The following is a 22,083-nucleotide window of genomic DNA, read 5'->3' as shown; positions in this document are numbered from 1 at the left end:
GTTCCTTCGAGTGGTCTGTGGAGTAGGATATCTATTTCTCCCAGCTTTGTATTGTATAATTTACCGTTATCAGAAAAAGACATGGCATAGCGATTCTTTCCATTTCGTTTGAATCCAAATTGCGGAAATGTCATACTCGTGTAATCTTTATACTTTTTCTGTTTTGGATATTTTGCATCTTTACGAAAGAAATTATCAAATGCTTTTTTCAGACGTGCAAAAACTTCTTGTAGCGGCTGAGAAGGCATTTCTTTNNTCTAGCAAGGCAGAATTGTAAGTTTGACGACAATATTGTAGCCAACGGTCTAACACTTCTTTTTGCGCTTCTGTTGGAAAGATTTCATATTTTTGATTCAACAACATTGTCATCACCCCCCATTCGTTTTGTCCTTTTGTTTCGGTATTGCTTTAGCATTTCTAATGGTGCACCGCCTACAGTCAGCAAACAATAACTTTGAGATCAAAAGTATTCTTTCTATAACTTCTGTCTCATTTGAGAAAATTCCTTTTTCATTCCTTTGGCTTACACCAACCAAAATTCATCCCCTCCCTACTCATTGGGCTTCACCCTTCTCATTCCTTGAGGAAGGGGAATTCTTTTGGAAGTATGTTAAACTGTATAAGCCTTCTTCAAAAGCTCAATAACTTCTTCTATTGTAAGACCAAAGGATTTGTAGTATGAAATGTCGCTAACCATTTGCTTTATGACCATTTCGTTGCGTATTCGCAGTATCTCATCGGATGAGAATTCGGCTACAAAGCACCCTTTACCCGTTATTGTATTTATCAAACCGCATCGTTCGAGTTCTTCCCAAGCTTTCTTTACAGTGATGATACTAATACGAAGTTCCTTGGCTGCTTGTCGAATTGGTGGTAAACAATAGCCGCTTTCTAATTCGCCTTTCAAAATTTGGGCGCTGATTTGTTCGAAAAGCTGCTGATAAATTGGCTTTTCCGATGTGTTCGAAATTGCTATGTTCATTGTATCTCCACTTGTAGGAATCGCTTATACGCAATTCGATAAGCAATCATGGTGAATGAAATAAATATCACGATTCCTGCGATCAGGATGGATATTTGAAGCGCCATATTGTCAGCACCGCTACCATTGAAAATGTCAGACACAAAAGAATTCTGGATTCCGAGCCATTGTGCAACTCCGGCAAAAACCATGGCGGCTGTAACGGATGCGAAGGTTGCTTCACCATATTTATACGCTGTCTTGTAATACATGGAAATAAAGATGATGTTGAAGATTGCGAGCATGACAAAACATAGTCCCCAGAAACCCATGTGCGGTGCGAAGAAATAGTAAATTTGATTCGGATATAAGCGAATATTAAACATTCCAAAGATAATTGCACTAACAATATGCAATAATTCCAGAATGACAATAACGAACACCCTTGCCTTCACCATGTCTTTTCTGATTACAGGCATCATAGTGGTAAATATTAAATCGTTCTGAATTCTATATCCTGCAAACATAATCGGTATCGTTATCCAGCAAAAATACAGAATGACAATAAAATATAACCAACCGGGAACAAGCATTAATGCACCTGTCAAAACAGGTAATACAAAAAACATGGGATTTAGGCCTAATTTTAAATCCTTCATCACTAAGTTATACATACATATCCTCCTTTCTTGAGAAGTAAATCATGATTTCTTCGAGACTCGGCGTGGTTGCTTTAATATCGGAGGAGGGCTTGAAGTCTTTGGAGTGAATCAATCCCGTAAAGCCAAATGAATTTATTTTGTAGGAAATCAACTTTTCTTTCACCTGATTTAGCTGGTTTCCGTTACCATTTAGTAGGCGATATGAGGCAATAAATTCATCTTTCTCAGAACTGTTGATAATTTGACCGTTTTCGATAAAGGTAATAAAATCCGCGCATTTCTCCAAGTCGGATGTAATATGAGTAGAGAAAATAATGCTGATCTCGCCATCTATCACGAGCTCTTGAAAAATATCCAACAGATCATCTCTTGCGGCTGGATCGAGTCCGCTTGTCGGTTCGTCTAGGATGAGAAGCTTCGCCCCATGGGATAAGGCAAGGGCCAAACTGTACTTTACCTTCATCCCCGTCGACAATTCAACGATTTTTTTGTTTTCATCCAATTTAAATCTTCGTAAATAGTTGTAATAGGTTTCATCATCCCAATTCGTGTAGAACTTCTTAATTACATTGGTCAACGTCTTCATTTTGCTTCGAGTATAAAAGTCAATGCCGCTAAATGCGTATCCGATTTCCTGTTTCAATTCAATCTCGTGTTCGGCAATGTTCTTGCCTAAAATACGTACCTCGCCGCTATCAAGATGAATCATGTTCAATATCGATTTAATGGTGGTTGTTTTTCCTGCGCCATTGGCACCGATAAAGCCCATAATATAACCCTTTTCCAGTTGAAACGATACATCCTTTAACTCGAAATTTTGATATTTCTTATTTAAATTTCTAATGTCTAATGCCAGCATACAGAACCTCCTTATTAATTGTGTATACCGTATATGCACAATATATGCCGGAGTACTTATTAAGTTGACTATCAAATTCTCCAATATGCACCCATTTTTCATGCATCACAATAGTAGGTCAAGGATTAATAGATAGAAACTTACTAAAGAATGGTGAACATAAGCAAGCAGTTATGATAAACAAAAACATATATAAAGAGTATATAATCTTTAGGAAAAACGCTCTTAGGGTCATGATAGACGGAAAACTAGAAGAAATATATGTAGGTAATAAAACATTTAAGAAAGCTGAAATGGAAGATATATTCGAAGTTATTAAGTACAAGGGTAAAATTGAAGTTAACCCTAAGTACGACTATAACGAGTAATATATGTAGAGTGTTGCTTTGGAATAAAGGTTGTTCAAAAACACCTCACAAACCCGTATTTTACGGTAAATGAGAAGAATCCATTTTGAAAAAAAGTTTTATCAAGACCTAAATAAAAAAACAAATAAATTTAAGGACATTACATATTTTATATGACTAATATGTAATGTTCTTTCTTATTCCACAATCGGGCGCGATTGTGGAATAACATGAAGATGTTATATCGACAATAGTTACCTTGAGAACATGACAAATAATTAAAGCACGGAAAATTTTCCCGTGCTTTTCCAAACATATATTTTATTTCGGAAGATTTAGTTGCCACGAGACACCGAACCGATGGTGTACTTACCCTAACTGGCGTTTAAATGCTTTACTGGCGAAGAAGTAAGCGATGATCATGATGCCGACGCACCAAGCAAGTGCGATCCAGATACCGTTGCCAACAGACCCTTCATACAAGAGGGCACGAATCGCATTCACGATTGAAGTCACGGGCTGGTTCTCAGCGAACGCACGGACAATTTTAGGCATGGTTTCGGTGGGGACAAAGGCCGAACTAATAAACGGCAGGAAAATCAGCGGGTACGAGTAGGCTGTCGCCCCTTCCATAGATCTCGCTGTCAATCCGGGAATGACCGCCAGCCATGTCAGCGCCAGCGTAAACAGCCCGAGTATTCCAGCTACCGCGAGCCAATCTAGGATATCAGCGCTGGAACGGAAACCCATCAAGAGCGCGACGATGATAACCACCACGATAGTAAGCGCATTGGAAACAAGCGAGGTCAATACGTGAGCCCACAATACCGACGAGCGCTTGATGGGCATGGTAATGAAACGCGCCATCAGCCCGCTCTTTACATCCGTAAACAGCCGCACGGAAGTGTAAGCGACGCCGGATGCGATAGCCATCAGCAAGATTCCCGGCAATAAATAATTGACGTAGTTGTCCGTGCCTGTCTCTATGGCGCCGCCAAATACGTAAACAAACAGCAACATCATCATAATCGGTGTAATCGCCACTGTGATAATCGTATCCGGGCTGCGCATGATGTTGCGCATTAAACGCCCTAGTAGTACCCCTGTTTTGCTTTTCATTTACATCTCCTCCTTTTTGCCGATGATCGCGAGGAAAATTTCCTCTAATGTCGGTTGCTTCTCGATGTACTCCACTTTCGCTGGCGGGAACATCTCTTTGAGTTCAGTAAGCGTACCGGTCGTGATGATTTTTCCGCCATGCAGGATGGCGATACGGTCTGCCAGTTGTTCGGCTTCTTCCAGGTACTGGGTTGTCAGCAAGATGGTTGTGCCGCCGCCGGCAAGCTCCTTGACGGTATCCCAGACTTCAATCCGTGCTTCGGGGTCAAGCCCTGTCGTCGGTTCGTCGAGAAAAATGACTGCTGGCGTCCCGATCAGGCTCATGGCGATGTCAAGCCGGCGCTTCATCCCGCCGGAATACTGGTCTGCCCGGCGGTTGGCCGCATCGGTCATGCTGAATCTTGCAAGCAGATTGTCGGCGACTTGAGCGGGATTGGAAACTCCACGCAGCTTGGCGATCATCATCAGGTTTTCCCGCCCAGTGAGCATGCCGTCTAAAGCTGCGAACTGCCCTGTCAGGCTGATGCTTTGGCGAACATGATCCGGTTGACGCTGGACGTCAAAGCCGCAAATACCTATTTCGCCGCCATCAGGCTTCATCAGCGTCGAGAGGATGTTGACCGTCGTCGTCTTGCCCGCTCCATTTGAGCCCAGCAGTGCAAAAATTTCGCCACGCCGTACCTCAAAATCCACCCCCTTTAAGACTTCCTTGTCTTTAAAAGATTTTTTTAACCCTTTTACAGAAATCGCTGCATTACTCATACTTTTTTCCTCCTTATAAAAAGCGCTTTGCGGAGCTAGATTGCCTATACTCTTCTATTTAGTCTGACTGATAATCTGTATTACTTAGTACCGGGTTAAAAATATAACTGAATAGCGATGGCAGCACTTCACATTTGTAACCAGCTAATCAGTCGGTATTATTTATTAAATTTATTCTTTTCTCAATCGCTTCATGATACTCTGATTCAAATCTTCACGATACTTGGAGACATAGGTTTTAGCGTTTGCCACTAGTTCGTCAGCAAAGGACGCCACGTCGTCCCCAGTGATTTCCAGCACTTGTCTACCTTCCGCCGCACCGGCTTCGAACAAATCGATTAATTCATACTGTATGTGTAGCATATCCATCCCGTTGCCCGCTGAGAAATTCCACATGTAGTTTTGAATTTTCTTAAATACAAACTGGTAGTCCTCTGGCAGGGCTCCAACCCGTGCCATCATCATTTTGTACTCTTTTTTATCACCAATCATTTTTTTGAACATTTCCATCATGCTATTTTTCCTCCTTTTTTATAAAGCTGAATAAGACACTCCAAAAATATCAGACAGAATATCTTATGAAGCTAGATTGACTTTAAGACGTTTATTTTTGATGATACAAAATCCCATTTTTTCCAAAACAATTCAAGTTCCTGGCGGCCAGCCTCATTAAGTGAGTAAAACTTGCGGGGTGGCCCCATATCTGACGGTTTCTTTTCTATATTCACAAGTTTTTTCTTTTCTAATCGCACGAGGATGGTATAGACCGTCCCTTCCACGACTTCGGTAAACCCAAGCTCGTTCAGGTGGCGGGTAATCTCGTAGCCATAGGTTTCATGGCGGCTGATGATTTCCAGCACACAACCTTCCAGCGAACCCTTCAGCATTTCAGTTAAATTTTCCATGTTCAGATCCTCCTCTACCTCCTCTATTCTGTCTGACTTATATTCAGTATTACAGAGTACTAAGGGGCATTTTTACTGAATAACTTTCGAGAAAATAATCTATTCAGTATTACTTATTACAAGTACATTGTATCACCGAGTAGCTGGAGTGTCAACTGGATTTTCTAAATATTTTTAAAACCAGCTATCCCCATTGGATACAGCTGATTTTCTTTATGGAGCTTTACTTTCTCCTATACTTCTTTCACAATGGCATCACTTCGTACTACTATATAGTATTACGAAGTAGTTAATGTGTGAAATATTTTTTTAAAAGTTATAATTAAACGAACTAAATTGTTAAATATATATAAGGGCAATTAGAACCAAATTAAAAAGCCTGTCTAAATGATTATTTGGTGTTGCGCTTAAAATTTATCATGACCTAAATCGTAAAGATTCATAAAGAATAAGGAGTGACACATATTAGTCAGGTATAATATCTACCACCCCTTTTACTTCTTTTTCCACATATCCAGAAAGTTACCAGTGTTGAAAATCAAAATAATTCTGAAATGAAAAAGTCAGCTTTTAAACAAGGACTCTTCTCAAATGTACTCAATCCCAAGGTTGCAATGTTCTTCTTAACATTTTTACGCCCATTTATAAAAACAGGAGTAGCGGCAACACAACAACTTATTATAATGGGTGTTATTTATACAGTGCTATCTATCACTTGGTTTTTTGTTTACGTCTTTTTCATTAACTATTTGCGTGAATGGCTTATGTTTCCGCAAGTCCAAGTCCAATTAGGTGTAAAATGACAATAAAGTTTTTTAATTTTAAAAGCTCAAACAAGCATAACCCCGTTCTAAGTTTAGGACGGGGTTAAAAATATAGTTGTTTAATTTTTGATGCAAGATACTTCACTACACTAAAAAATATAACAATAAAGTCGTTTAAAAATCTAAGTTTTATTCAAAAAAAGCGCCCTTTTCTGGAATAAAGGAATAGATGTATTTATACAAAGATTGAATATTTTACAGGATTTCCGAATCCTAATTTTTCAGCTAATTTCTTTCGAAATCATAACAGCTGGAGTGAACTCCAAGTCAATGGTATTTATAAAGTTATGAGCTAAATTCTCCTTCACCCTTCTGCCCGTTAGTTCAGTAACTTCAACAAAAAGAGTGTCAATCCGTCTTCGATCAACACCCCAATACTAAGCTAATTTTTAACATCTTACATATTTACGTTTGAAACCAAGCCTCTCTCTATCAATTTCTTTATGAATACTTTCGTAAGCATTTAGGAAACTGCTTTTTTTCTTGTCCCGTTTTACTTCTACTGTACCTACTTCCTTTGCGGTCTCGACTGCCTTTTCATGTAGCGGCAAATATGAAATCCCCACGGTGTATAGAAAATTATTCATAGCGGATTTCGTTCGTTCTGGCGAATCATGAATCGTATTTTTCACAATTTCAAGCATATTGGAAATCTTGCTTTCGGAAAATTCATTGTCTAGGCGATTCCCTAAAAGCCAACAGTAGCAACTCCAGCCCGCTGACATTCTCAGCTCGTCACCGCTTGCAATCCATTTATCAGCAACGTCTTGTGCAAAATCTGACTCTGATAAAGTTACTGCCACCACAAAATCAGACAGCATATAAAAATACGCCCCATCCATCCAACGATCAAAATCCGACTCACTCATAGCTTTTGGGTTTGCAATAATGCCTGCAAAGTACATTGCATCGTAGTTACCTGTGGAATAAAGCTCTTCAGCTAAACGTTGATTTATTTTTATTTTCTTTGCGATTGGTTTCATAGCACCTGTAGCTACGCCAAAAAGCGGCTCGTGCGCACCATTGGATATGTACATTTTTTTAGTTCGTTCCTTACCGAGGGCTTCAAGCTCCTGCATAACTGTTTCGAAATCCATAGTTTTGCACTTCCTTCCTTAATATTAAGACCCTTTTAATTGTAACCAACTAGTTTATATTCTTTATCAAGTCTTCCATACTTCTCAATTTTACCATTAATCTTATTCAAGTAGGATGTCTACTGTCTATAATTCCTCAACAATTCGGCCCGATTGTTGAATAGAATGACTCGCATTTTTTAAAACAACTTTATTATTTTTTAAACGACTTTATTGTAAATTAAACAACTTTTTTGTCACTTTACATTAAGATAAGACAACAGGTCTTATCCTAATTGGATTTGGACTAAAGCTAGCATTAGATAAACAACATTAAACAAATTAAAAAACATTGGGATACCATCTCAATGTTTTTTAATTCCTTGTTAAACTAACCTGCCCGTTACTTTAAGTACATTCCTTCACAATCTGGCCCGATTATTGAACAAAGAAATACTCTATATTGTCTTTGAGTTAGGAAACAATGTATTTATAAAATTTTTTGTCCACTTGCATGATAGGGAAATTGGTAGGTAACTTGTTAAGTTCTATATTTTCGAAACGATGTTTTTCATAAAACCTATGGGCTGCTACAAATTTCAATGTCGTTCCTAAATATATTTCTTTCACTTCTTTTGTTTTCGCCCATGCAATTGCATTATGTAATAAAAGACTGGCCGTTTGAAATGTCTTTCCTCTAAAGTTCTTTTTTACAAACATTTTTCTTAATGCTACTTGATGATTGCCAATATCTAAAAGAGCGATAGTACCTACAACTTTCCCTTGATAAAGTGCGATCCAAAAGTTACCGCTTCCGGATTGGTAAACACTTTCTATACTAACTAAATCAGGTTGGTCTTCTTTTGAAATAGGAATATTATATTCATCTTGTTGGATGGAGAGAATTAAATCTAAAATTTGAGATTGATAATCAGAAGAATATTCTTTCAAGGTAAGGTTATCGTTCATATATAACACCGTCCAATATAGTTGTAGATTTAAAATAAAGTTCGATAATTTATAAAAAAGTCTGATCATCTATAATAAAGATTGATAATTTGTAAAAAATTTTGATAAAAAGATATATTTTGTAAGACCTAAAACTAAAGGTTTAGGTCTTATATTGTCTTTATTCATATTCATGTAATTAACGTACTTTTTGAAGTAATGTTGCCCATTCTTCCTGCAGCAACGAATACATAATCGCATCGTGCGCGACATCATTTTGAATCATATATTTTCGAAGCAACCCTTCTTCCGTAAAGCCTGCTTTTTGTAATAATTTACGAGATGATTCATTTTCCGGGTATACAACAGCTGAAATCCGCTTAAAGTAAAGTGTTTCAAACCCATATGTAAGAATAGCTTGTAATGCTTCTGTCGCATATCCCTTTCCCCAATATGTTTCATCTAATTCATATCCGATTTCAGCACGTTTATGCTTGTGATTAATTAAATGAAATCCGCACGAGCCAATTAATTGATCTGTTCCTTTTAATACGATCCCCCAACGAAATGCAGATCCCTCTTCATATCTTTCTCTAAAATTCCGAATGACGTTTTTTACTTCTTCTATATTTTGAAATGCATCCATTCCAAAATAACGAATAACAGGTTCTTTAACAAAATAACGAAACATCGCATCTGCATCTACTAATGTTAATTCCCTTAATTGCAAACGATCTGTTTCTAAAATAGGAAACTTTCTCATTCTCTCCCGCTCCTTTAGTCTAATGAACTGCAAATTTCAATATAATTCCCATCCGGATCAGAAACGTAGGAAACTGTTTGTCCCCATGGTTTTGTAACCGGCTCTACTAACACCTTTACTCCGTGTTCTTTTAAGTTATGTATTGTTTCTGTAACATCATCGACAACAAATCCAATCTCAAATGTAGATGATTCCGATAACGTCTTCGGAATTGATAAACCAGTTAACTCTTGAACATCATTTCTACTATTGATTGCCAAAATTGTAGAACCTGTATCAAATTCAACATATGTACCGTGCTCACTCTTTATCGGTAGCTGTAATATATCACGATAAAAACGAATGCATTCCTCATATTGCTGTGCATATAAAATGATGTATTTCATTTGAAGTTTCACATTCTTCTCCTCCCTTACATTCTTACTATTTTGACAAAAAATGCAGAAATCCTTTATAGAGTTTTTCCTTATGAATAAACTCCGCCATATCAACAAATGCTAACAATGGAGGTGTGTTGATATGGAACCAATGCTTTGTCCAAATTGTAAAACAAACCGAACAAGATTTAATATCATTGAGCAAACAGCAAAACCAGTAAAATTAAATCCACAAACTGGTCAAATCGAGGAAGAATATACAAATGAAAATATGAGTGCATTTCATATGGCCTACCAAGGTCCTACATATCGCGTACAATGCGCTGCGTGCGGATTAATCGAAAACCCGGAACAATTTATTAAACCAGCGCAAAATCAATCTTTTTAGTTTTTAAAACGAAAAAGTTGCTTGTAAAATAAGCAACTTTTTTCATTTTCGAAGAAGTTCGCTTTATCCCGCTATTCGTGGGCAGTAACCCCCTAATACTCTGGAACAAAGTTTGATCAAACATACTAATTGAACGAGGCTTTTACAATAAACAAAAAGGAATCCATTTTGAAAAAAAGATTGGTCAAAATGAATTCCTCACATCACACTATGATGTATTATTTATAAAAAAGTTTGATTAAAACTCCTAGCTGCAATTGCTGGAAAAACACGCGCTATTTGGCTATTTATTGATCATACAGCTATCATGCGTTGTATACGACATAGTGTTCTTTGTCCAAAATCATATTTTCCAATACTATTAAAATACCAGAAAGACTAGAACAGTTATGCTCCCACTAGGTCTAAAGCTCCTGAATCAACAATAAGTTTTAACACTACAGTTAATTATGTTTCTATTAAAAGCCTTCGTTTTTCCTAACCCGTAAGGATGTTTCAATAATCATATCCAATAGCTTACTATAGGTGATTCCCACCGCATGAGCACTTTTTGGCAGTAAGCTATTTTTTGTCATCCCCGGCAATGTATTCACTTCCATCACATATGGGATTCCATCTTTTATAATCATATCAACCCTAGCATAAACACTGCATTTTAATGCTCTATAGCACGCCATTGCAGCCTCAGCGACACGCTTTTGCGTTGTGACCGGAAGTTCTACAATCTCTTCAATCGTAGCCGCATCATCATATTTCGCATGATAGTCAAAGAACTCGGCCGTATGTTGAATTGAAATAATCGGTAAAAGTTTTCCATCCAAAATGGAACATGTAATTTCTTCGCCCTTTATATATTTTTCAATTACGATTTCAGAATCCCATTTCAATACATCCTCAAGCGAGGATAGTAAAGAATCCTTATCGTATACGATCTTTACCCCTACACTGGAACCACCCGAATTAGGTTTTACCACTAACGGATACCCCATTTTTTCGATTTCATCAAGCTGAAGTTCTTCCATATTCGAAAGATGAATCCAATCCGGGGTTTGAATTCCTTCATAACGAATCAATTTTTTCGACATATTTTTATCCATACAAATACCGCTTGATAACATGACACTTCCGGTATAGGGAACGCCAAGAGTTTCTAATGTACCTTGAATCGTACCGTCCTCCCCATATTCTCCGTGAAGCGCTAACAAGGCAATATCAATATTCCTTACCTTTTCAATAAGCTCTTTTTTGTCATTTAGTTGAATAGGCACAATTTCGTACTTACTTTTATCCAAATGTGCAATCATTTCTTCCCCAGTCATAAGGGATACTTGTTTTTCGGAGGACACGCCTCCCATAATTACGCCAACTCTCACTTTTTTCAACTCCCACTTTCATTTTTCAGTGTATCTCCAATTATCTTAATTCCCTTAAGAATATCCGCTTCTTTTAATCGAGAGAATCCTAATCGAAACGTATTACTTCCTCTTCCATCCGTGTAAAAGACGTCCCCAGGAGAAAAAACGACTCCCTCTTGATAGCATTTTTTCAAAAGTGTACGCGAATTCATTCCTTTTTCTAACTCTATAAAAAGATGGAGTCCCCCATCTCCAGTCATTCTTTGAAAAGGAATGTATTGATGACAAGCATGAACAGCTAGTTCATATTTTTTCTTATAAACTGACTTGGCCTTTTTTAAATATTTTTCGAAATAACCATCATGCAAATATTGATAAAGCACTGCCTGATCCAGTGTAGATGTATGAATCGTTCTTGCCCTTTTCACACTTTCCAAGCAATGAATTAATTCTTTATCTGCTAAAATCCAACCAACACGTAATCCTGGAAAAAGAATTTTTGAAAAGCTGCTGATATAGATAACATTGTTGCCGGACCCGGCGAATGTTAATAGGGGTGCTAGATGAGAACCCGAATAACGCAATTCCTCATTAAATCCATCCTCCACGATAGGGATCCCATATTTCGAAAAAAGGTTCATGATTTCAGTCCTTTTTTCTGAGGATGTGACAATTCCAGTCGGATTATGATAAGACGGGATTAGATATGCGAAATCAAAATCCATTTCGGATAAACTTTTCTCAACTTGATCAATATCAATACCATCATCCTTCATTTCAATCCCATGCACATCAAGTCCATGTAATCGAAACAGTTTTAAGGCAGCATGGTGGGTCGGATTTTCACATATAATACGACCGGATTTTTTCGCTAAAGAAGACAATAAAATATCCAGCCCTTCGGTGAAACCATTCGTAATCAAAATATCCTTATTGGAAATATCTACCCCTTTCATTTCCATATAGTGAAGAAGGTAATCAATGAGAGGTTTATAACCTTTTGCATATCCGTAGTTCAAAACGATATCCCCTTCAATAGACATTCGATTCAGAAAAGCTCTTTTAAAATTTTCAACATCAAAAAGCTTTTCGTCTGGGGCAATACTATTGAATGAAATCATGCCTTTTTCCCAGCGAACACCGTGCTTCATTAAATCCAATTCATCAGCTAACAAGGTAACTTCATTGACTTTTTCTTTCCAGTTTAGTTCGATGGATGGAGTTTTGGATGTTTTAACTTTTCCTATAAAATTTCCTTTTCCCTTTATTGCATAGATTAAACCTTCTTGTTCTAAATCTGCGTAAGCAGTGAGAACAGTATTTCTGCTGACCGATAATAATTTACTAAGTTCTCGGGTAGATGGAAGCTTCTGGTGTTCCAGCAGATGTCCTTTCATAATCATTTTTTTCAAATAATCCTTTAATTGAATATAAAACGGACGATCATCCACAAGTTTAAAATCATTAAACACTCCCTTGACCCCCTTGCTATCATTTTTGCATAACTATATCTATCCTAAAAGGTCCACAACATATGTATTTTCTTTAACCAGCGGTATGGTTTTAGGCACCATTCATACAACTTTGTGATGAAGAATGTTGCAAATTTAAATTCACTTCACCCTCTTATCCAATAATAATTAAGCTTTTTTAATGTAGTGTAGTGCTATCCTAAGGAGAAGTAAAAAATCCCTCTTAGTAATAGTACTATTTTTATACCGTAAACAGTTGTTTTATATCTTTTAAAACACTTACAGGAAATTAGTATTTTTTAAGTCTTAATGTAGCTTTGAAATAAAATTTGATTGAAATAATTGTTGCTTTAAAATAAAGTTTGTTCAAAAATACCTCATAAACCAGCATTTTAGGATAAATAAAAGAATCCATTTTGAAAAAAGATTGATCAAAATGGATTCTTCTCTTACAGATTTATGTTTAGTTTTTATAAAAAAGTTTGATCATTTTTGTGCTCTACTCTTCAACTAAAGCCTGTTTACTTTAAGTACAATCTCTTACAATCTGAAGAGAAGCTGCCCATATGGACAGCTCATTTATATAATTATCGTTAGCGGAAGTAAATGAATCTATTAGGCCCAGTTCCAGTGTTGCTGCGATGAGTGGCAAAGTAAGCAATAAAATAGTCAAACTCTAAATGATTTTAAATGTATTACAAGGGGTTTGAACTAAATATTATTACAAAATAATTATGTAAATGGACTTAATAGGATAGGCAAAAGGGATTTGTGGTGGCTAAAAAGGACAGAATCCCCGTGATTACACACCTAAATTGAAGATAGAAGCGGTTTAAATAAACAAGGCCAATTCCTTGAGAATCGACCTTTTTTGATGATAATTTTTAAAGTTTAATATGATCCTGTTCGTCCAGTAACAACAGGACCCAAAGGTTTGTCATACATACCCCATGCATACGAAGTCATATTAGCATCGTTAACCTGTAAGGTGTTGCAAGAGTTTTTCCACATTTGGACTGTGCAACGATAGCTTTTTCCATCATAGTTACGAACGATTTTAGCCTCACTTCCTCCCCAATCATAATCACGTGGAACAGGCTGAGTAATACGAGTCCAAATAGTACGACATGAGGTACTGTAACGAAGTTCAAGAGTAGCCCCGTTTAAGTTAAGAGAATCGACAGTTACAGCACTTCTTGCACATCCTGTGGAATAAGGATCAGTTCCGTCATACCGGAATGTCGCTGCCATGGCAGATTCAACATTAAATAGCATTGTTGACAGACTTAAAACTGCCGCTAAGCAAAACATAATTAATTTTTTTTTCATGACTGTTGTACTCCTTTAAAATATGTCTTGAATTGCCTTCATTCTTGCTGATTATGGTACCATGATTATCTTGTCTAATTAACCTAAATATTGTAAAAAATGTTTAAAAATTACTTTAAAAAGAATATGCTGTTTTCCGAAGCGTAAACGCGATTTACTAACGGATTACCTCGTTGCATTGTAGAAGCATTGCAACAGGGGCTACAGGATGTGCAAGAGATGCGATTACTGCTAGAAGTACAAGTCTTGATTCATATGAAGGCCCAGTGCCAGCGTTGCTGTAACCAGAGGTAAAGTAGAAAAAAAGCTTAATATACACATGTTTTTCAGTAACAAAAAGGTACTAAATGAATAATGTTACAAATTATTTTTGATACAGTATTTTGTTACAGCGAATATAAGGGTTATAGAATTCACTGTTTTTAAATACTTCATGTAACAAAAATGAACGTTTATGTTACAAAACAGGCTACTTTGCCCCTAAATGCAGCTACGCTGGTATTAGGCCTTTTTTTATTATTGGGGTAGTACCAGCCAAACGCGCTAAACATACATTAAGACAAATATTGTAAATAAACTTAACCCAAAACGTTTAAGTATTGCTGTTTTGGTAATTTGTTTTTGGTTTGGCTTTTGGATATACGGAATCGCTATACGAAAAGGAAAATAAAAGTACCATTTAAAATCACCAAAAACGAAGGTTTATGGTCCTTAAAATAACTTAATTTCAATATAAAAAAACAATCTCTTATGTTGTTTGATTCTCGATCCAACAACCGTTTCAATGACCTTAAAGTAAAATATTTGGACCTGAGAAAGTCTCTCACGATTTTCGTAGAAGTTTCCTCAGGTCCGTCATACTTCCTGCGGTTAGTCCTTCAGTTTAATTAGTGAAGAAGATGGAAGACGCTTTATCGTTCCAAGTTGCCCCAACATAGCTGACATTGATACCGGATTGCACCCAAAATCTTGATCCACTGTAGTTAATATCCCAACACATAACCGTCCAGTTATGATTGTAACCTGCCTTTAATGAAGAGATTCTATCATTCCAATATGAGCCCACCCGGCTAATATTACTAGAAGTTCCGAAGGAATTTCCTCGATAGTAAGAATGCTCATAAAAATACGAATTATAGTAAACGACTTGAGTTGTAATTGTATCGCTCTTAATGGCCTTTTTACGTTCAGCAACAGCTTTCTGCAAATGAGCATTTAAGTGATCTTGACTTGTAAACCCATAGACTACTCCATTTGCCTTTGCTGAGTCATCGAAAACAAACTGGGTTACGTTCTTTACATGCGGATCGTCTTGTGTATACTTAACACCATCAATCATAACGGGCAAGTCTTTTAATTGGACCATATTCTGTGTTGAAGGCGTTTGTTTTGAAACTGAGGTTGGTGTCGTAGCAGCCTCCGCTTTAGATTGCGGAAAAAATGCAAAAACCATTGAAAAACATAAAATAAACGGTAACAACCATTTTTTTATAATTCCTTGAGATAACGTCATTCAACCATCTCCTTTATAAGTGTTAATTTTTTTTAATACCAACTAGTCAGTATTAAACAATTTATTATATGATGAAGAATGTGTTAAAATTAATAAAATATTCAGTTTATTAAAAAGGAGGTTTCTATGGGAATTTATCATCAGAAACAATCAGAAAACACCATCAACAAATTAATGCAATCAGGAATTGAATTGTTTTCTAAACAAGGCTATTCTAGGACAAGCGTTGATCAGATTGTAAAACATGCGGGTTACTCTAAAGGTGCTTTCTATGTTCATTTTTCCAATAAAGAGGAATTTTTGTTGAAACTAATAAAAGAAGGAATTGATTTTTATTTTGAAGATTTAAAGGAAATTCTTAATCAAAAAGAGTGTGATATGCTAAATAAATTTAAAGAATACTCTATGCGTTTGGTAAATGAAGCTTATGAAAAAGGATCTTCTCCCATGCTTCTCCAAGGATGTATGATATCTAATCAATTACCTCTAATAAAAGAAAGGCTTATTCTCCAGATGGAAGAATGGAGATCATTCCTTACACATTTTTTTCAGAGAATGAAAGACGAAGGTATAATCGGAAGTCCATTAGATGCCAGAACTTTAGCAACAGCAGGCATGGCTATTTTTAATGGATTTAATTTGCAACATTTTGTAGACAATCGAATTCCAATACAGGACATGCTAAATGTTTTTGTTGAACTCCTTCAAATCCAAGAACCGAATAAAAAAGATGAATAAGAGGGTTCTGTTGCAAAGTTTCTCAAGAGATAAACAGAGGCATGAATATATGAGGAAATATTATGAGACTACTAGTAATTGCTGTAATTCATGATATACCGAAAAGGCGGAGTCTGTTTGAAGACTTCGCCTTTGTTTGTATAGGGCATGAACGGTTTCGATTCCTTTTATTGTACGTGAAGCATAACGAATACTTTGAAATCCTGTGGATTTGGCAAAACAACGCTTCACCTGTCGATGATCCTGTTCTATAAGATTGTTCAGGTATTTAATTGTACAATGAGTAGTGTGTTTACAGAAGCCTTTTTCCCGTAATTTCTTAAACGCACAAAGTAATGCGGGCGCCTTATCTGTAGTGAGAACCGTTGGTTCTCCAAACATTTTCACTAGTCTTTTCATAAAAGCATAAGCGGCCTGATGATCTCGCTTTTTACGAAGTTGAATATCCAATGTGTGCCCTTCTATATCAATCGCACGATATAAATAACACCATTTCCCTTTGATTTTTATATAGGTTTCATCTAGTTTCCAAGACAAGTGGGTGTTTTTCGTTTTCTTCTTCCAAATTTGATAAATCAAGCTCCCATATTCATGAACCCAACGCATAATGGTTGTGGGATGAACCGAAACACCACGTTCTTTCAGAATTTCAGAGACATCACGATAGCTTAAAGCAAAACGGCAATAGTAGCCGACGGCTACCAAAATAATATCTCGTTCGAACTGTTTCCCTTTAAAATATCGCATTTGTGATTCTCCTCGTTCCTTTTTTCAAGAGTGTAGCTTCATTTAGAAAACTTTGCAACAGAACCCAAATACATATAGTAGCTAAGTCTGAGCCAGAAAGCTTACGTTTTCTCTTTATAAATCCAATTTCTCTTGCAAGTTCTTCTAAGAATACAGGTGTAACATATCGTTGTAATTCTTCCGCAAATGATTGTAATTCATCTTGAATCGAAAAATGCATAAGAAAACGTCATCCTTTCTAATTTAGTTTATTTAGAAAGGATAACGTTTTTTGGTATTTGAGGGTATTAAAATCTCTTAAGCTGATGGGCATGTATGGTGAGACCTATTACCCCTTATGCTTTGTGTGGTTGTATATTACTTTTTATGTTGTTCCATTTTATTATCAAGTGCTTTCTCGTAAGCATCTGGGTTTTCCTTAGATATTTCCTTAACTATCGGTTCCCAAAGTTCTATATCTGCTGTCGATAAGTTTCCGACTGTTTTTGTTACGGATTCTTGTATATTCGTTTTATCCTTTTTACTACTGTCTTTTATTGACTCTAACCCTTTTCTTGCTTCTGATACCCCTTCTAACATAACCTTTTGTTTGTCTTTATACTTACTAGGGACTTCTATGTTTTCAATAGCATCTAATATTTCCTCTATCTCGTCTACTGATTTTAATACGTCTTTTACTTTATCCTTATCCTTAGAAGCCTGCAATACGTTGGCTACGAATTCATCCTTCTTGAATTGAAACTCTACCATCTGTTCACAAATATAATAGGGATACTGTTTTTCTGATAGAACTACTTTCATTTTTGTTTTGCTAACAGTTTCAGTCTTCTTTTCTTCTGTATTGTCTTTAGAACACCCTACCCCTGCTACTAACATAAGTGGAAATGCTAAACATATTAGTTTCTTCGCCTTCATACCTCATACCCCTTTTGAAAATAATTGTAAATAATTAACATATGAAACCATAACATAAATTACATAAATATGATATACAAATTTTCCATCCTTAAGAGAAATTTTGAGTGTTTTAATAATATGAAAACATGTATTAGGGGTACCGCCACATTGCTATCAAGCTAAGATTTTAAAGTACCACCAAAACGAAAATTTTGTGGTTTTTATAGCACCGAAATTCATTTTTATCTTTTTGCGGCAATTCGTTCTGTTAAGTTGATGGGCATGGGGTCCCACCCACATTTTAACGAAAACATACGCTAAGCAAATTTCGACCGTGAAGAGCAACTAAGGCAGCTACACGAAAAAAGGAAACAGACAACTATAGCTAAGGTTGAGGAAGCTATAAAACGTCTAACCAAGAGCTCTAAAGCAATTAACTTCAATAGTGTGGCAGAAGAAGCCGGAGTGAGTAAAGCCACACTGTATAACCATACAGAGCTCAAAGAACGCATCAATTTCTTGCGAAATCAACAAGAAAAAGCATTTGTGGACTCTAGGATTAAACGGGACGAGAACAATCAAAATGCCGTCATCGCTTCTCTTAAAAGAAGAATTGAAAAGTTAGAGAAAAAGAATAAAGAGCTTGAAGAAGAAAATAAGCAATTGCGTGAAAAAGAAAATGAAAAGCTTACTGATTACTGCATGAAGTTATAAAATTAGGACCGTACATATTAGACATATCTAAAATGTACGGTCCTTTTGTTTACTAGTGGTTCACTTATCTAACCTAAAGATAAGTATGTGGTCCTTTTACAATTTGAATTTCTTTTTAAGCTTCTTATATTTTCTATATGAACGTCTAACAATGTTTAACATGAAATACGGTATTTTAACAGGGAAAGGCAATTTATAAATGAAAGGCAAATAAAATGTAAAATATGCCTTTTCTAGGTCTCTCCACTTACTATCTTCTTTTGTTTTTAAGAAATCAGATACATCGACTACATATCCTCTTCCGTTTTCCATCATCACATTTTTCCCGTGAACATCACAAGGAGTTAATCCTTGTTCCCTTGCATACTCTAAAGCTTCATTGATATCAAGGATTACCTGCTTAGGAATTTTAATCCCCTTATGAATAGCATCGTATAAGGTAATTTCTTTTAAACGTTTCAATACTATGAAATTTTCTCCTTTATATATAAGCTTCGAATAAGAAGGATGTTTTCCGATTCTTCGGTATACTTCTGACTCTTTTTCAATTCCTTCTCCTTCTCGCGCGTAAACTTTCACTACCCAATCTTTGTATTCTTTGTGCATAAATACTGCGGCATAATTACCTGTCCCTAAACACTTCCAAAGTCTAGGAATATCTTTAACTACTACAGGCTCGAATTCATCCTCACTTCTTATGCTTACCTCTTTTAATAATTCGTCCTTTATCAATCCCACAAAACTATTTATACTCATCATTTCCACTCCGGTTTTGCTAAAAGGGGTCCCACCCACATTTTAACGAATGTTGGTGCTACCTCAATTACTATCTTAACAAATTAAAATTTTGTCTCTCTATTCTTTCATTCTTTCCTCATACTGTTTGGCAAGTTTATAAAATGAAGATCGTTTGATGTCATACTTTTTCATAGCTCCTACTGCTGTAATTGAACCGGATTTCCATTCCTTATAAGCTTCAATAAATTTTTCTGTTATTTCGACAGGAGGACGTCCTAAATGTTTACCTTGTTTTCTGGCAAGAGCAATTCCTTCAGCTTGACGTTGTTTAATATCGATTCGCTCTTTTTCTGCAAAGGCTGATAATATTGTAAGTGTTGCTTTTTGAATTGCGCTCTGAATGACGTCATTTGTACTTTCACCAGTGTAATTGACTTTAATATACGGTTCCTTTATAAATTGTAAATTCACTTTATGCTTTTCATAGTATCTAAATTCTTCTAATGTATCATTCATATTTCTTCCAAGTCTTGTTAAGGAATCAAACACAATGGTATCCCCTGTACGAACGAGACGTTTTAACATTTGGTAGTTCTCTCGCTCCATATTTTTTCCAGATTCTTTATCAATGAAAATATCTCGATCTTCTATTCCTAAATCTTTCATATTCTGAATTTGTCGTTCTTCGTTTTGATCTTTACTCGAAACTCGGACATATCCAAATTTTTTATGCTTCATATGCTATACCTCATTGGTAATTATACCAATTATGTCTGTAAAGGTATATAAAATAAACAGATGTCTGTAAAGTGAGAAATCGATATTTACAGACGTGGTTTTTTATAGTTTTCTATGTATCTGTAAAGGTATACTTTTATAGACAATGCAAGGGGGTGGGGTAAGTCCGAGATAAGTCCAAAAAGCGCCATACAGATGTAAAAAAATGTAAACATGGCACAAAAGCCCTCCTGTAAAAGGGGTGGCACCAACATTTCGCGGATTTTGTACGCTAAGGCATAACATGTTCATTGATTGGGAATATTTTGTAGGATATTCTAAATGTAGAAATGCACGAGGAATATTCTTTAAAGGAGAGTGATTACTTTATGTTAGGAAAATGGATAAATAAGGAAAGAGAACCTAGATGTATACACAAATATAACTTTATTAAAACTCAAGATAGTGAAAATTTTAAAACAGGACAGATGGGGACAGCTAGTTTTTATAAGTGTGAAAAGTGTGGAAAAGAAAAAATTGAATATAAATATAACAGTGATATAAATATTAACCCCTGGAATATGTAAAATAAATTTTTTAACTTAGAAATTCCTTAGCGTACGAAATTCGCGTTTTGTTGGCAAGACCCCATGCCCATCAAGTTAAAGTCTCATAATACCCCCATAACGAAAATTTCACCTTTTTACAGCTATTTATGAGAGTTCGGCTCATTTTTTTCGTTTTGGGGAACAATTTATTTCTTAAGTTGATGGATGTGGGGGATTTTTTATTCTTTAGGTTGATAGCGATGGGGCGGGACCCCAAAAAGGACTAATTGACTGTAAAAAAGAATAATAAAAAGAAGGTATATGAAAAGTTTTAAATTTGATGAGAGGTGGATATTCGTGAAAGTACACGATTGTCCTAATTGTAATACCTATAGTAGAGAATGTATTATTGTCATCCAAAATGCTCCGAACTTTTCGGAAGAGATATTAAAGTGCAGTATTTGTTCCTGGAGCGGTAAGTGGTCGGACATGATAGTGCGGGAGGTTATATTGCCGGCGATTCCAGGTGGGATAGAGATCCCTGGCGTTGAACCAATTACTGATTATTATGTACTTCATTCAGATCAAATTAGAATTACTTATACAGGAGGTTGTTGCCCCCATTGTGGTGGAAGTGATCCGTTATGCTGGTGCATGACTTTATAAACGATTACCATGAGCCTCTTACTCGAAGTTGACGAATAGACAGGTGCGGGCGAGAAATCATCAAAATAATTTAAGCACTACCTAAATATAAGGTTAATATTGCAATTTTGCGATCCTTATTCTTTTGGAAGTTGGTAAGCATTTTTAACACATTGACAACAAATATCTTATTGAACTAACGCATGCATTAGTTCAATAGGAATAACAAGATAACTTGAATTGGTTGTTGAATGTTTAGTTATCAGTGTTTGCTGTTATGTTTGGGTAGTAAATGTTTCATTAAAAAAATGTATTAGACTAAACCTAGTTGATTTAAACATGTTTCTCGTCTCTTATCCTTCTAATTTAATGATTATTAAAATGTAGACTGATGATGAGGTTTCATATCATTAAAAAAGTTTTTATTAAAATAAAGTATTAGACTCAATAGTAGCTATGTAATTTTTATATGGTAAATAAGAACAATTCTGAGAAAACATATATAATAAAACAAGAATGTATATATTCTTGCATAAAGCTTTAAAAAAAGAAAAAGATCTAATCCTTGTTGATTATAGAATTAAGTTCTGCGTTTACTGCGTATAATGATATGTTATGTAAATCTCACATGAATATGATACACAACATTGTATTTTACAGACAGTTTAACTTATGTGAA

General features: G+C 35.9%; 25 protein-coding genes and 3 pseudogenes. 6 read left to right on the top strand and 22 right to left on the bottom strand.

Going from position 1 to position 22,083, the window contains the following annotated elements:
- The 9 genes and pseudogenes from CN326_RS22370 to CN326_RS22330 form a co-directional block, all read right to left on the bottom strand.
- A pseudogene (locus tag CN326_RS22370) lies at window positions 1-248 on the bottom strand (RNA-guided endonuclease TnpB family protein); the annotation flags it as partial.
- Window positions 196-363 carry a helix-turn-helix domain-containing protein gene (locus tag CN326_RS25285; protein WP_255258189.1) on the bottom strand — a complete coding sequence of 56 codons (168 nt, stop codon included), beginning with the start codon at window positions 361-363 and terminating at the stop codon, window positions 196-198. The gene CN326_RS25285 and the pseudogene CN326_RS22370, both read right to left, overlap by 53 nt.
- A 247-nt stretch (window positions 364-610) precedes the next feature.
- A complete protein-coding gene (locus tag CN326_RS22365; RefSeq protein ID WP_098311167.1) occupies window positions 611-982 on the bottom strand; it encodes a GntR family transcriptional regulator in 372 nt (123 codons plus the stop codon).
- Window positions 979-1,635 carry an ABC-2 transporter permease gene (locus CN326_RS22360; protein WP_098311166.1) on the bottom strand — a complete coding sequence of 219 codons (657 nt, stop codon included), beginning with the start codon at window positions 1,633-1,635 and terminating at the stop codon, window positions 979-981. The genes CN326_RS22365 and CN326_RS22360 overlap by 4 nt, the downstream gene beginning before the upstream one ends.
- Window positions 1,628-2,482 carry an ABC transporter ATP-binding protein gene (locus CN326_RS22355; RefSeq protein WP_098311165.1) on the bottom strand — a complete coding sequence of 285 codons (855 nt, stop codon included), beginning with the start codon at window positions 2,480-2,482 and terminating at the stop codon, window positions 1,628-1,630. Before CN326_RS22355 ends, CN326_RS22360 begins: the two co-directional genes overlap by 8 nt.
- A 716-nt stretch (window positions 2,483-3,198) precedes the next feature.
- Window positions 3,199-3,948, bottom strand: a complete 750-nt coding sequence (locus tag CN326_RS22345; RefSeq protein ID WP_098311163.1) for an ABC transporter permease — start codon at window positions 3,946-3,948, stop codon at window positions 3,199-3,201.
- Window positions 3,949-4,710: an ABC transporter ATP-binding protein gene (locus CN326_RS22340; protein ID WP_098311162.1), complete on the bottom strand. Its 762-nt coding sequence runs from the start codon at window positions 4,708-4,710 to the stop codon at window positions 3,949-3,951.
- Between the two features lie 171 nt (window positions 4,711-4,881).
- Window positions 4,882-5,223 carry a DUF1048 domain-containing protein gene (locus CN326_RS22335; RefSeq protein WP_098311161.1) on the bottom strand — a complete coding sequence of 114 codons (342 nt, stop codon included), beginning with the start codon at window positions 5,221-5,223 and terminating at the stop codon, window positions 4,882-4,884.
- Window positions 5,224-5,294: 71 nt separating this feature from the next.
- Complete coding sequence (locus CN326_RS22330) at window positions 5,295-5,615, bottom strand: PadR family transcriptional regulator (RefSeq protein ID WP_017151750.1); 321 nt, start codon at window positions 5,613-5,615, stop codon at window positions 5,295-5,297.
- A 512-nt stretch (window positions 5,616-6,127) separates the two neighbouring features.
- Between CN326_RS22330 and CN326_RS22325 the strand changes: the two genes are divergently transcribed.
- Complete coding sequence (locus CN326_RS22325) at window positions 6,128-6,418, top strand: LysE family translocator (RefSeq protein ID WP_483295660.1); 291 nt, start codon at window positions 6,128-6,130, stop codon at window positions 6,416-6,418.
- A 410-nt stretch (window positions 6,419-6,828) separates the two neighbouring features.
- Here the strand turns inward: CN326_RS22325 and CN326_RS22320 are convergent, their stop codons facing one another.
- The 4 genes from CN326_RS22320 to CN326_RS22305 all read right to left on the bottom strand — a co-directional run bounded on the left by CN326_RS22320 (window position 6,829) and on the right by CN326_RS22305 (window position 9,624).
- Window positions 6,829-7,536, bottom strand: coding sequence for a DNA alkylation repair protein (locus CN326_RS22320; RefSeq protein ID WP_098311159.1), 708 nt, complete (start codon window positions 7,534-7,536; stop codon window positions 6,829-6,831).
- A 453-nt stretch (window positions 7,537-7,989) separates the two neighbouring features.
- A complete protein-coding gene (locus CN326_RS22315; protein ID WP_098311158.1) occupies window positions 7,990-8,484 on the bottom strand; it encodes a GNAT family N-acetyltransferase in 495 nt (164 codons plus the stop codon).
- A gap of 178 nt (window positions 8,485-8,662) precedes the next feature.
- The gene (locus tag CN326_RS22310) at window positions 8,663-9,226 is read right to left on the bottom strand and encodes a GNAT family N-acetyltransferase (RefSeq protein ID WP_098311157.1); all 564 of its coding nucleotides are present in this window, start codon (window positions 9,224-9,226) and stop codon (window positions 8,663-8,665) included.
- A gap of 14 nt (window positions 9,227-9,240) precedes the next feature.
- Window positions 9,241-9,624, bottom strand: a complete 384-nt coding sequence (locus CN326_RS22305) for a VOC family protein (protein ID WP_098311156.1) — start codon at window positions 9,622-9,624, stop codon at window positions 9,241-9,243.
- Window positions 9,625-9,745: 121 nt separating this feature from the next.
- On the opposite strand from CN326_RS22305, the gene CN326_RS22300 reads away from it, so the two are divergent.
- Window positions 9,746-9,991 (top strand): DNA alkylation repair protein, encoded by a 246-nt coding sequence (locus CN326_RS22300; protein WP_098311155.1) that lies wholly within the window; start codon window positions 9,746-9,748, stop codon window positions 9,989-9,991.
- 458 nt (window positions 9,992-10,449) lie between these two features.
- On the opposite strand, the gene CN326_RS22295 is transcribed toward CN326_RS22300, so the two are convergent.
- The 4 genes from CN326_RS22295 to CN326_RS22280 form a co-directional block, all read right to left on the bottom strand.
- The gene (locus tag CN326_RS22295; protein WP_098311154.1) at window positions 10,450-11,364 is read right to left on the bottom strand and encodes a D-alanine--D-alanine ligase; all 915 of its coding nucleotides are present in this window, start codon (window positions 11,362-11,364) and stop codon (window positions 10,450-10,452) included.
- Between the two features lie 5 nt (window positions 11,365-11,369).
- Window positions 11,370-12,818: a MocR-like pyridoxine biosynthesis transcription factor PdxR gene (gene pdxR, locus CN326_RS22290; RefSeq protein ID WP_098311153.1), complete on the bottom strand. Its 1,449-nt coding sequence runs from the start codon at window positions 12,816-12,818 to the stop codon at window positions 11,370-11,372.
- An 891-nt stretch (window positions 12,819-13,709) separates the two neighbouring features.
- Window positions 13,710-14,129 carry a DUF2690 domain-containing protein gene (locus tag CN326_RS22285; RefSeq protein ID WP_098311168.1) on the bottom strand — a complete coding sequence of 140 codons (420 nt, stop codon included), beginning with the start codon at window positions 14,127-14,129 and terminating at the stop codon, window positions 13,710-13,712.
- 901 nt (window positions 14,130-15,030) lie between these two features.
- Window positions 15,031-15,660 (bottom strand): hypothetical protein, encoded by a 630-nt coding sequence (locus CN326_RS22280; RefSeq protein ID WP_098311152.1) that lies wholly within the window; start codon window positions 15,658-15,660, stop codon window positions 15,031-15,033.
- Between the two features lie 126 nt (window positions 15,661-15,786).
- On the opposite strand from CN326_RS22280, the gene CN326_RS22275 reads away from it, so the two are divergent.
- Window positions 15,787-16,398 (top strand): TetR/AcrR family transcriptional regulator, encoded by a 612-nt coding sequence (locus CN326_RS22275; protein ID WP_098311151.1) that lies wholly within the window; start codon window positions 15,787-15,789, stop codon window positions 16,396-16,398.
- A gap of 60 nt (window positions 16,399-16,458) precedes the next feature.
- On the opposite strand, the gene CN326_RS22270 is transcribed toward CN326_RS22275, so the two are convergent.
- The 3 genes and pseudogenes from CN326_RS22270 to CN326_RS22260 all read right to left on the bottom strand — a co-directional run bounded on the left by CN326_RS22270 (window position 16,459) and on the right by CN326_RS22260 (window position 18,060).
- Window positions 16,459-17,145: an IS6 family transposase gene (locus CN326_RS22270; protein WP_098311150.1), complete on the bottom strand. Its 687-nt coding sequence runs from the start codon at window positions 17,143-17,145 to the stop codon at window positions 16,459-16,461.
- 61 nt (window positions 17,146-17,206) lie between these two features.
- Window positions 17,207-17,365 (bottom strand): annotated as a pseudogene (locus tag CN326_RS22265) (IS4 family transposase); the annotation flags it as partial.
- Between the two features lie 137 nt (window positions 17,366-17,502).
- On the bottom strand, window positions 17,503-18,060 hold the full coding sequence (locus tag CN326_RS22260) for a DUF7018 domain-containing (lipo)protein (RefSeq protein WP_098311149.1): 558 nt from the start codon (window positions 18,058-18,060) through the stop codon (window positions 17,503-17,505).
- Window positions 18,061-18,366: 306 nt separating this feature from the next.
- Between CN326_RS22260 and CN326_RS22255 the strand changes: the two are divergent.
- Window positions 18,367-18,756 (top strand): annotated as a pseudogene (locus tag CN326_RS22255) (DUF6262 family protein); the annotation flags it as partial.
- Between the two features lie 96 nt (window positions 18,757-18,852).
- Here the strand turns inward: CN326_RS22255 and CN326_RS22250 are convergent.
- Both CN326_RS22250 and CN326_RS22245 read right to left on the bottom strand, forming a co-directional pair.
- On the bottom strand, window positions 18,853-19,512 hold the full coding sequence (locus tag CN326_RS22250) for a protein kinase family protein (protein ID WP_141525106.1): 660 nt from the start codon (window positions 19,510-19,512) through the stop codon (window positions 18,853-18,855).
- Window positions 19,513-19,611: 99 nt separating this feature from the next.
- Entirely contained in the window at window positions 19,612-20,232 is a 621-nt protein-coding gene (locus tag CN326_RS22245) for a recombinase family protein (RefSeq protein WP_098311147.1), read from the bottom strand.
- A 368-nt stretch (window positions 20,233-20,600) separates the two neighbouring features.
- Between CN326_RS22245 and CN326_RS22240 the strand changes: the two genes are divergently transcribed.
- The gene (locus tag CN326_RS22240; RefSeq protein ID WP_098311146.1) at window positions 20,601-20,798 is read left to right on the top strand and encodes a hypothetical protein; all 198 of its coding nucleotides are present in this window, start codon (window positions 20,601-20,603) and stop codon (window positions 20,796-20,798) included.
- A 450-nt stretch (window positions 20,799-21,248) separates the two neighbouring features.
- On the top strand, window positions 21,249-21,425 hold the full coding sequence (locus tag CN326_RS24800; protein ID WP_176524753.1) for a hypothetical protein: 177 nt from the start codon (window positions 21,249-21,251) through the stop codon (window positions 21,423-21,425).
- Window positions 21,426-22,083: the final 658 nt, after the last annotated feature.

The organism is Bacillus sp. AFS018417 (assembly GCF_002560985.1).
GTDB classification, from domain to species: domain Bacteria; phylum Bacillota; class Bacilli; order Bacillales; family Bacillaceae_G; genus Bacillus_A; species Bacillus_A rhizoplanae.
The sequence above is the reverse complement of the archived record's forward strand: the minus strand, read 5'-3'. Positions and strand labels throughout refer to the sequence as shown.

Excerpts from the sequence above, each read along its gene's own strand:
- CN326_RS22365 (WP_098311167.1), bottom strand. The coding sequence starts at position 982 with ATGAACATAGCAATTTCGAACACATCGGAAAAGCCAATTTATCAGCAG.
- CN326_RS22360 (WP_098311166.1), bottom strand. The coding sequence starts at position 1,635 with ATGTATAACTTAGTGATGAAGGATTTAAAATTAGGCCTAAATCCCATG.
- CN326_RS22355 (WP_098311165.1), bottom strand. The coding sequence starts at position 2,482 with ATGCTGGCATTAGACATTAGAAATTTAAATAAGAAATATCAAAATTTC.
- CN326_RS22345 (WP_098311163.1), bottom strand. The coding sequence starts at position 3,948 with ATGAAAAGCAAAACAGGGGTACTACTAGGGCGTTTAATGCGCAACATC.
- CN326_RS22340 (WP_098311162.1), bottom strand. The coding sequence starts at position 4,710 with ATGAGTAATGCAGCGATTTCTGTAAAAGGGTTAAAAAAATCTTTTAAA.
- CN326_RS22335 (WP_098311161.1), bottom strand. The coding sequence starts at position 5,223 with ATGATGGAAATGTTCAAAAAAATGATTGGTGATAAAAAAGAGTACAAA.
- CN326_RS22330 (WP_017151750.1), bottom strand. The coding sequence starts at position 5,615 with ATGGAAAATTTAACTGAAATGCTGAAGGGTTCGCTGGAAGGTTGTGTG.
- CN326_RS22320 (WP_098311159.1), bottom strand. The coding sequence starts at position 7,536 with ATGGATTTCGAAACAGTTATGCAGGAGCTTGAAGCCCTCGGTAAGGAA.
- CN326_RS22315 (WP_098311158.1), bottom strand. The coding sequence starts at position 8,484 with ATGAACGATAACCTTACCTTGAAAGAATATTCTTCTGATTATCAATCT.
- CN326_RS22310 (WP_098311157.1), bottom strand. The coding sequence starts at position 9,226 with ATGAGAAAGTTTCCTATTTTAGAAACAGATCGTTTGCAATTAAGGGAA.
- CN326_RS22300 (WP_098311155.1), top strand. The coding sequence starts at position 9,746 with ATGGAACCAATGCTTTGTCCAAATTGTAAAACAAACCGAACAAGATTT.
- CN326_RS22285 (WP_098311168.1), bottom strand. The coding sequence starts at position 14,129 with ATGTTTTGCTTAGCGGCAGTTTTAAGTCTGTCAACAATGCTATTTAAT.
- CN326_RS22280 (WP_098311152.1), bottom strand. The coding sequence starts at position 15,660 with ATGACGTTATCTCAAGGAATTATAAAAAAATGGTTGTTACCGTTTATT.
- CN326_RS22275 (WP_098311151.1), top strand. The coding sequence starts at position 15,787 with ATGGGAATTTATCATCAGAAACAATCAGAAAACACCATCAACAAATTA.
- CN326_RS22270 (WP_098311150.1), bottom strand. The coding sequence starts at position 17,145 with ATGCGATATTTTAAAGGGAAACAGTTCGAACGAGATATTATTTTGGTA.
- CN326_RS22260 (WP_098311149.1), bottom strand. The coding sequence starts at position 18,060 with ATGAAGGCGAAGAAACTAATATGTTTAGCATTTCCACTTATGTTAGTA.
- CN326_RS22250 (WP_141525106.1), bottom strand. The coding sequence starts at position 19,512 with ATGAGTATAAATAGTTTTGTGGGATTGATAAAGGACGAATTATTAAAA.
- CN326_RS22245 (WP_098311147.1), bottom strand. The coding sequence starts at position 20,232 with ATGAAGCATAAAAAATTTGGATATGTCCGAGTTTCGAGTAAAGATCAA.
- CN326_RS22240 (WP_098311146.1), top strand. The coding sequence starts at position 20,601 with ATGTTAGGAAAATGGATAAATAAGGAAAGAGAACCTAGATGTATACAC.
- CN326_RS24800 (WP_176524753.1), top strand. The coding sequence starts at position 21,249 with ATGATAGTGCGGGAGGTTATATTGCCGGCGATTCCAGGTGGGATAGAG.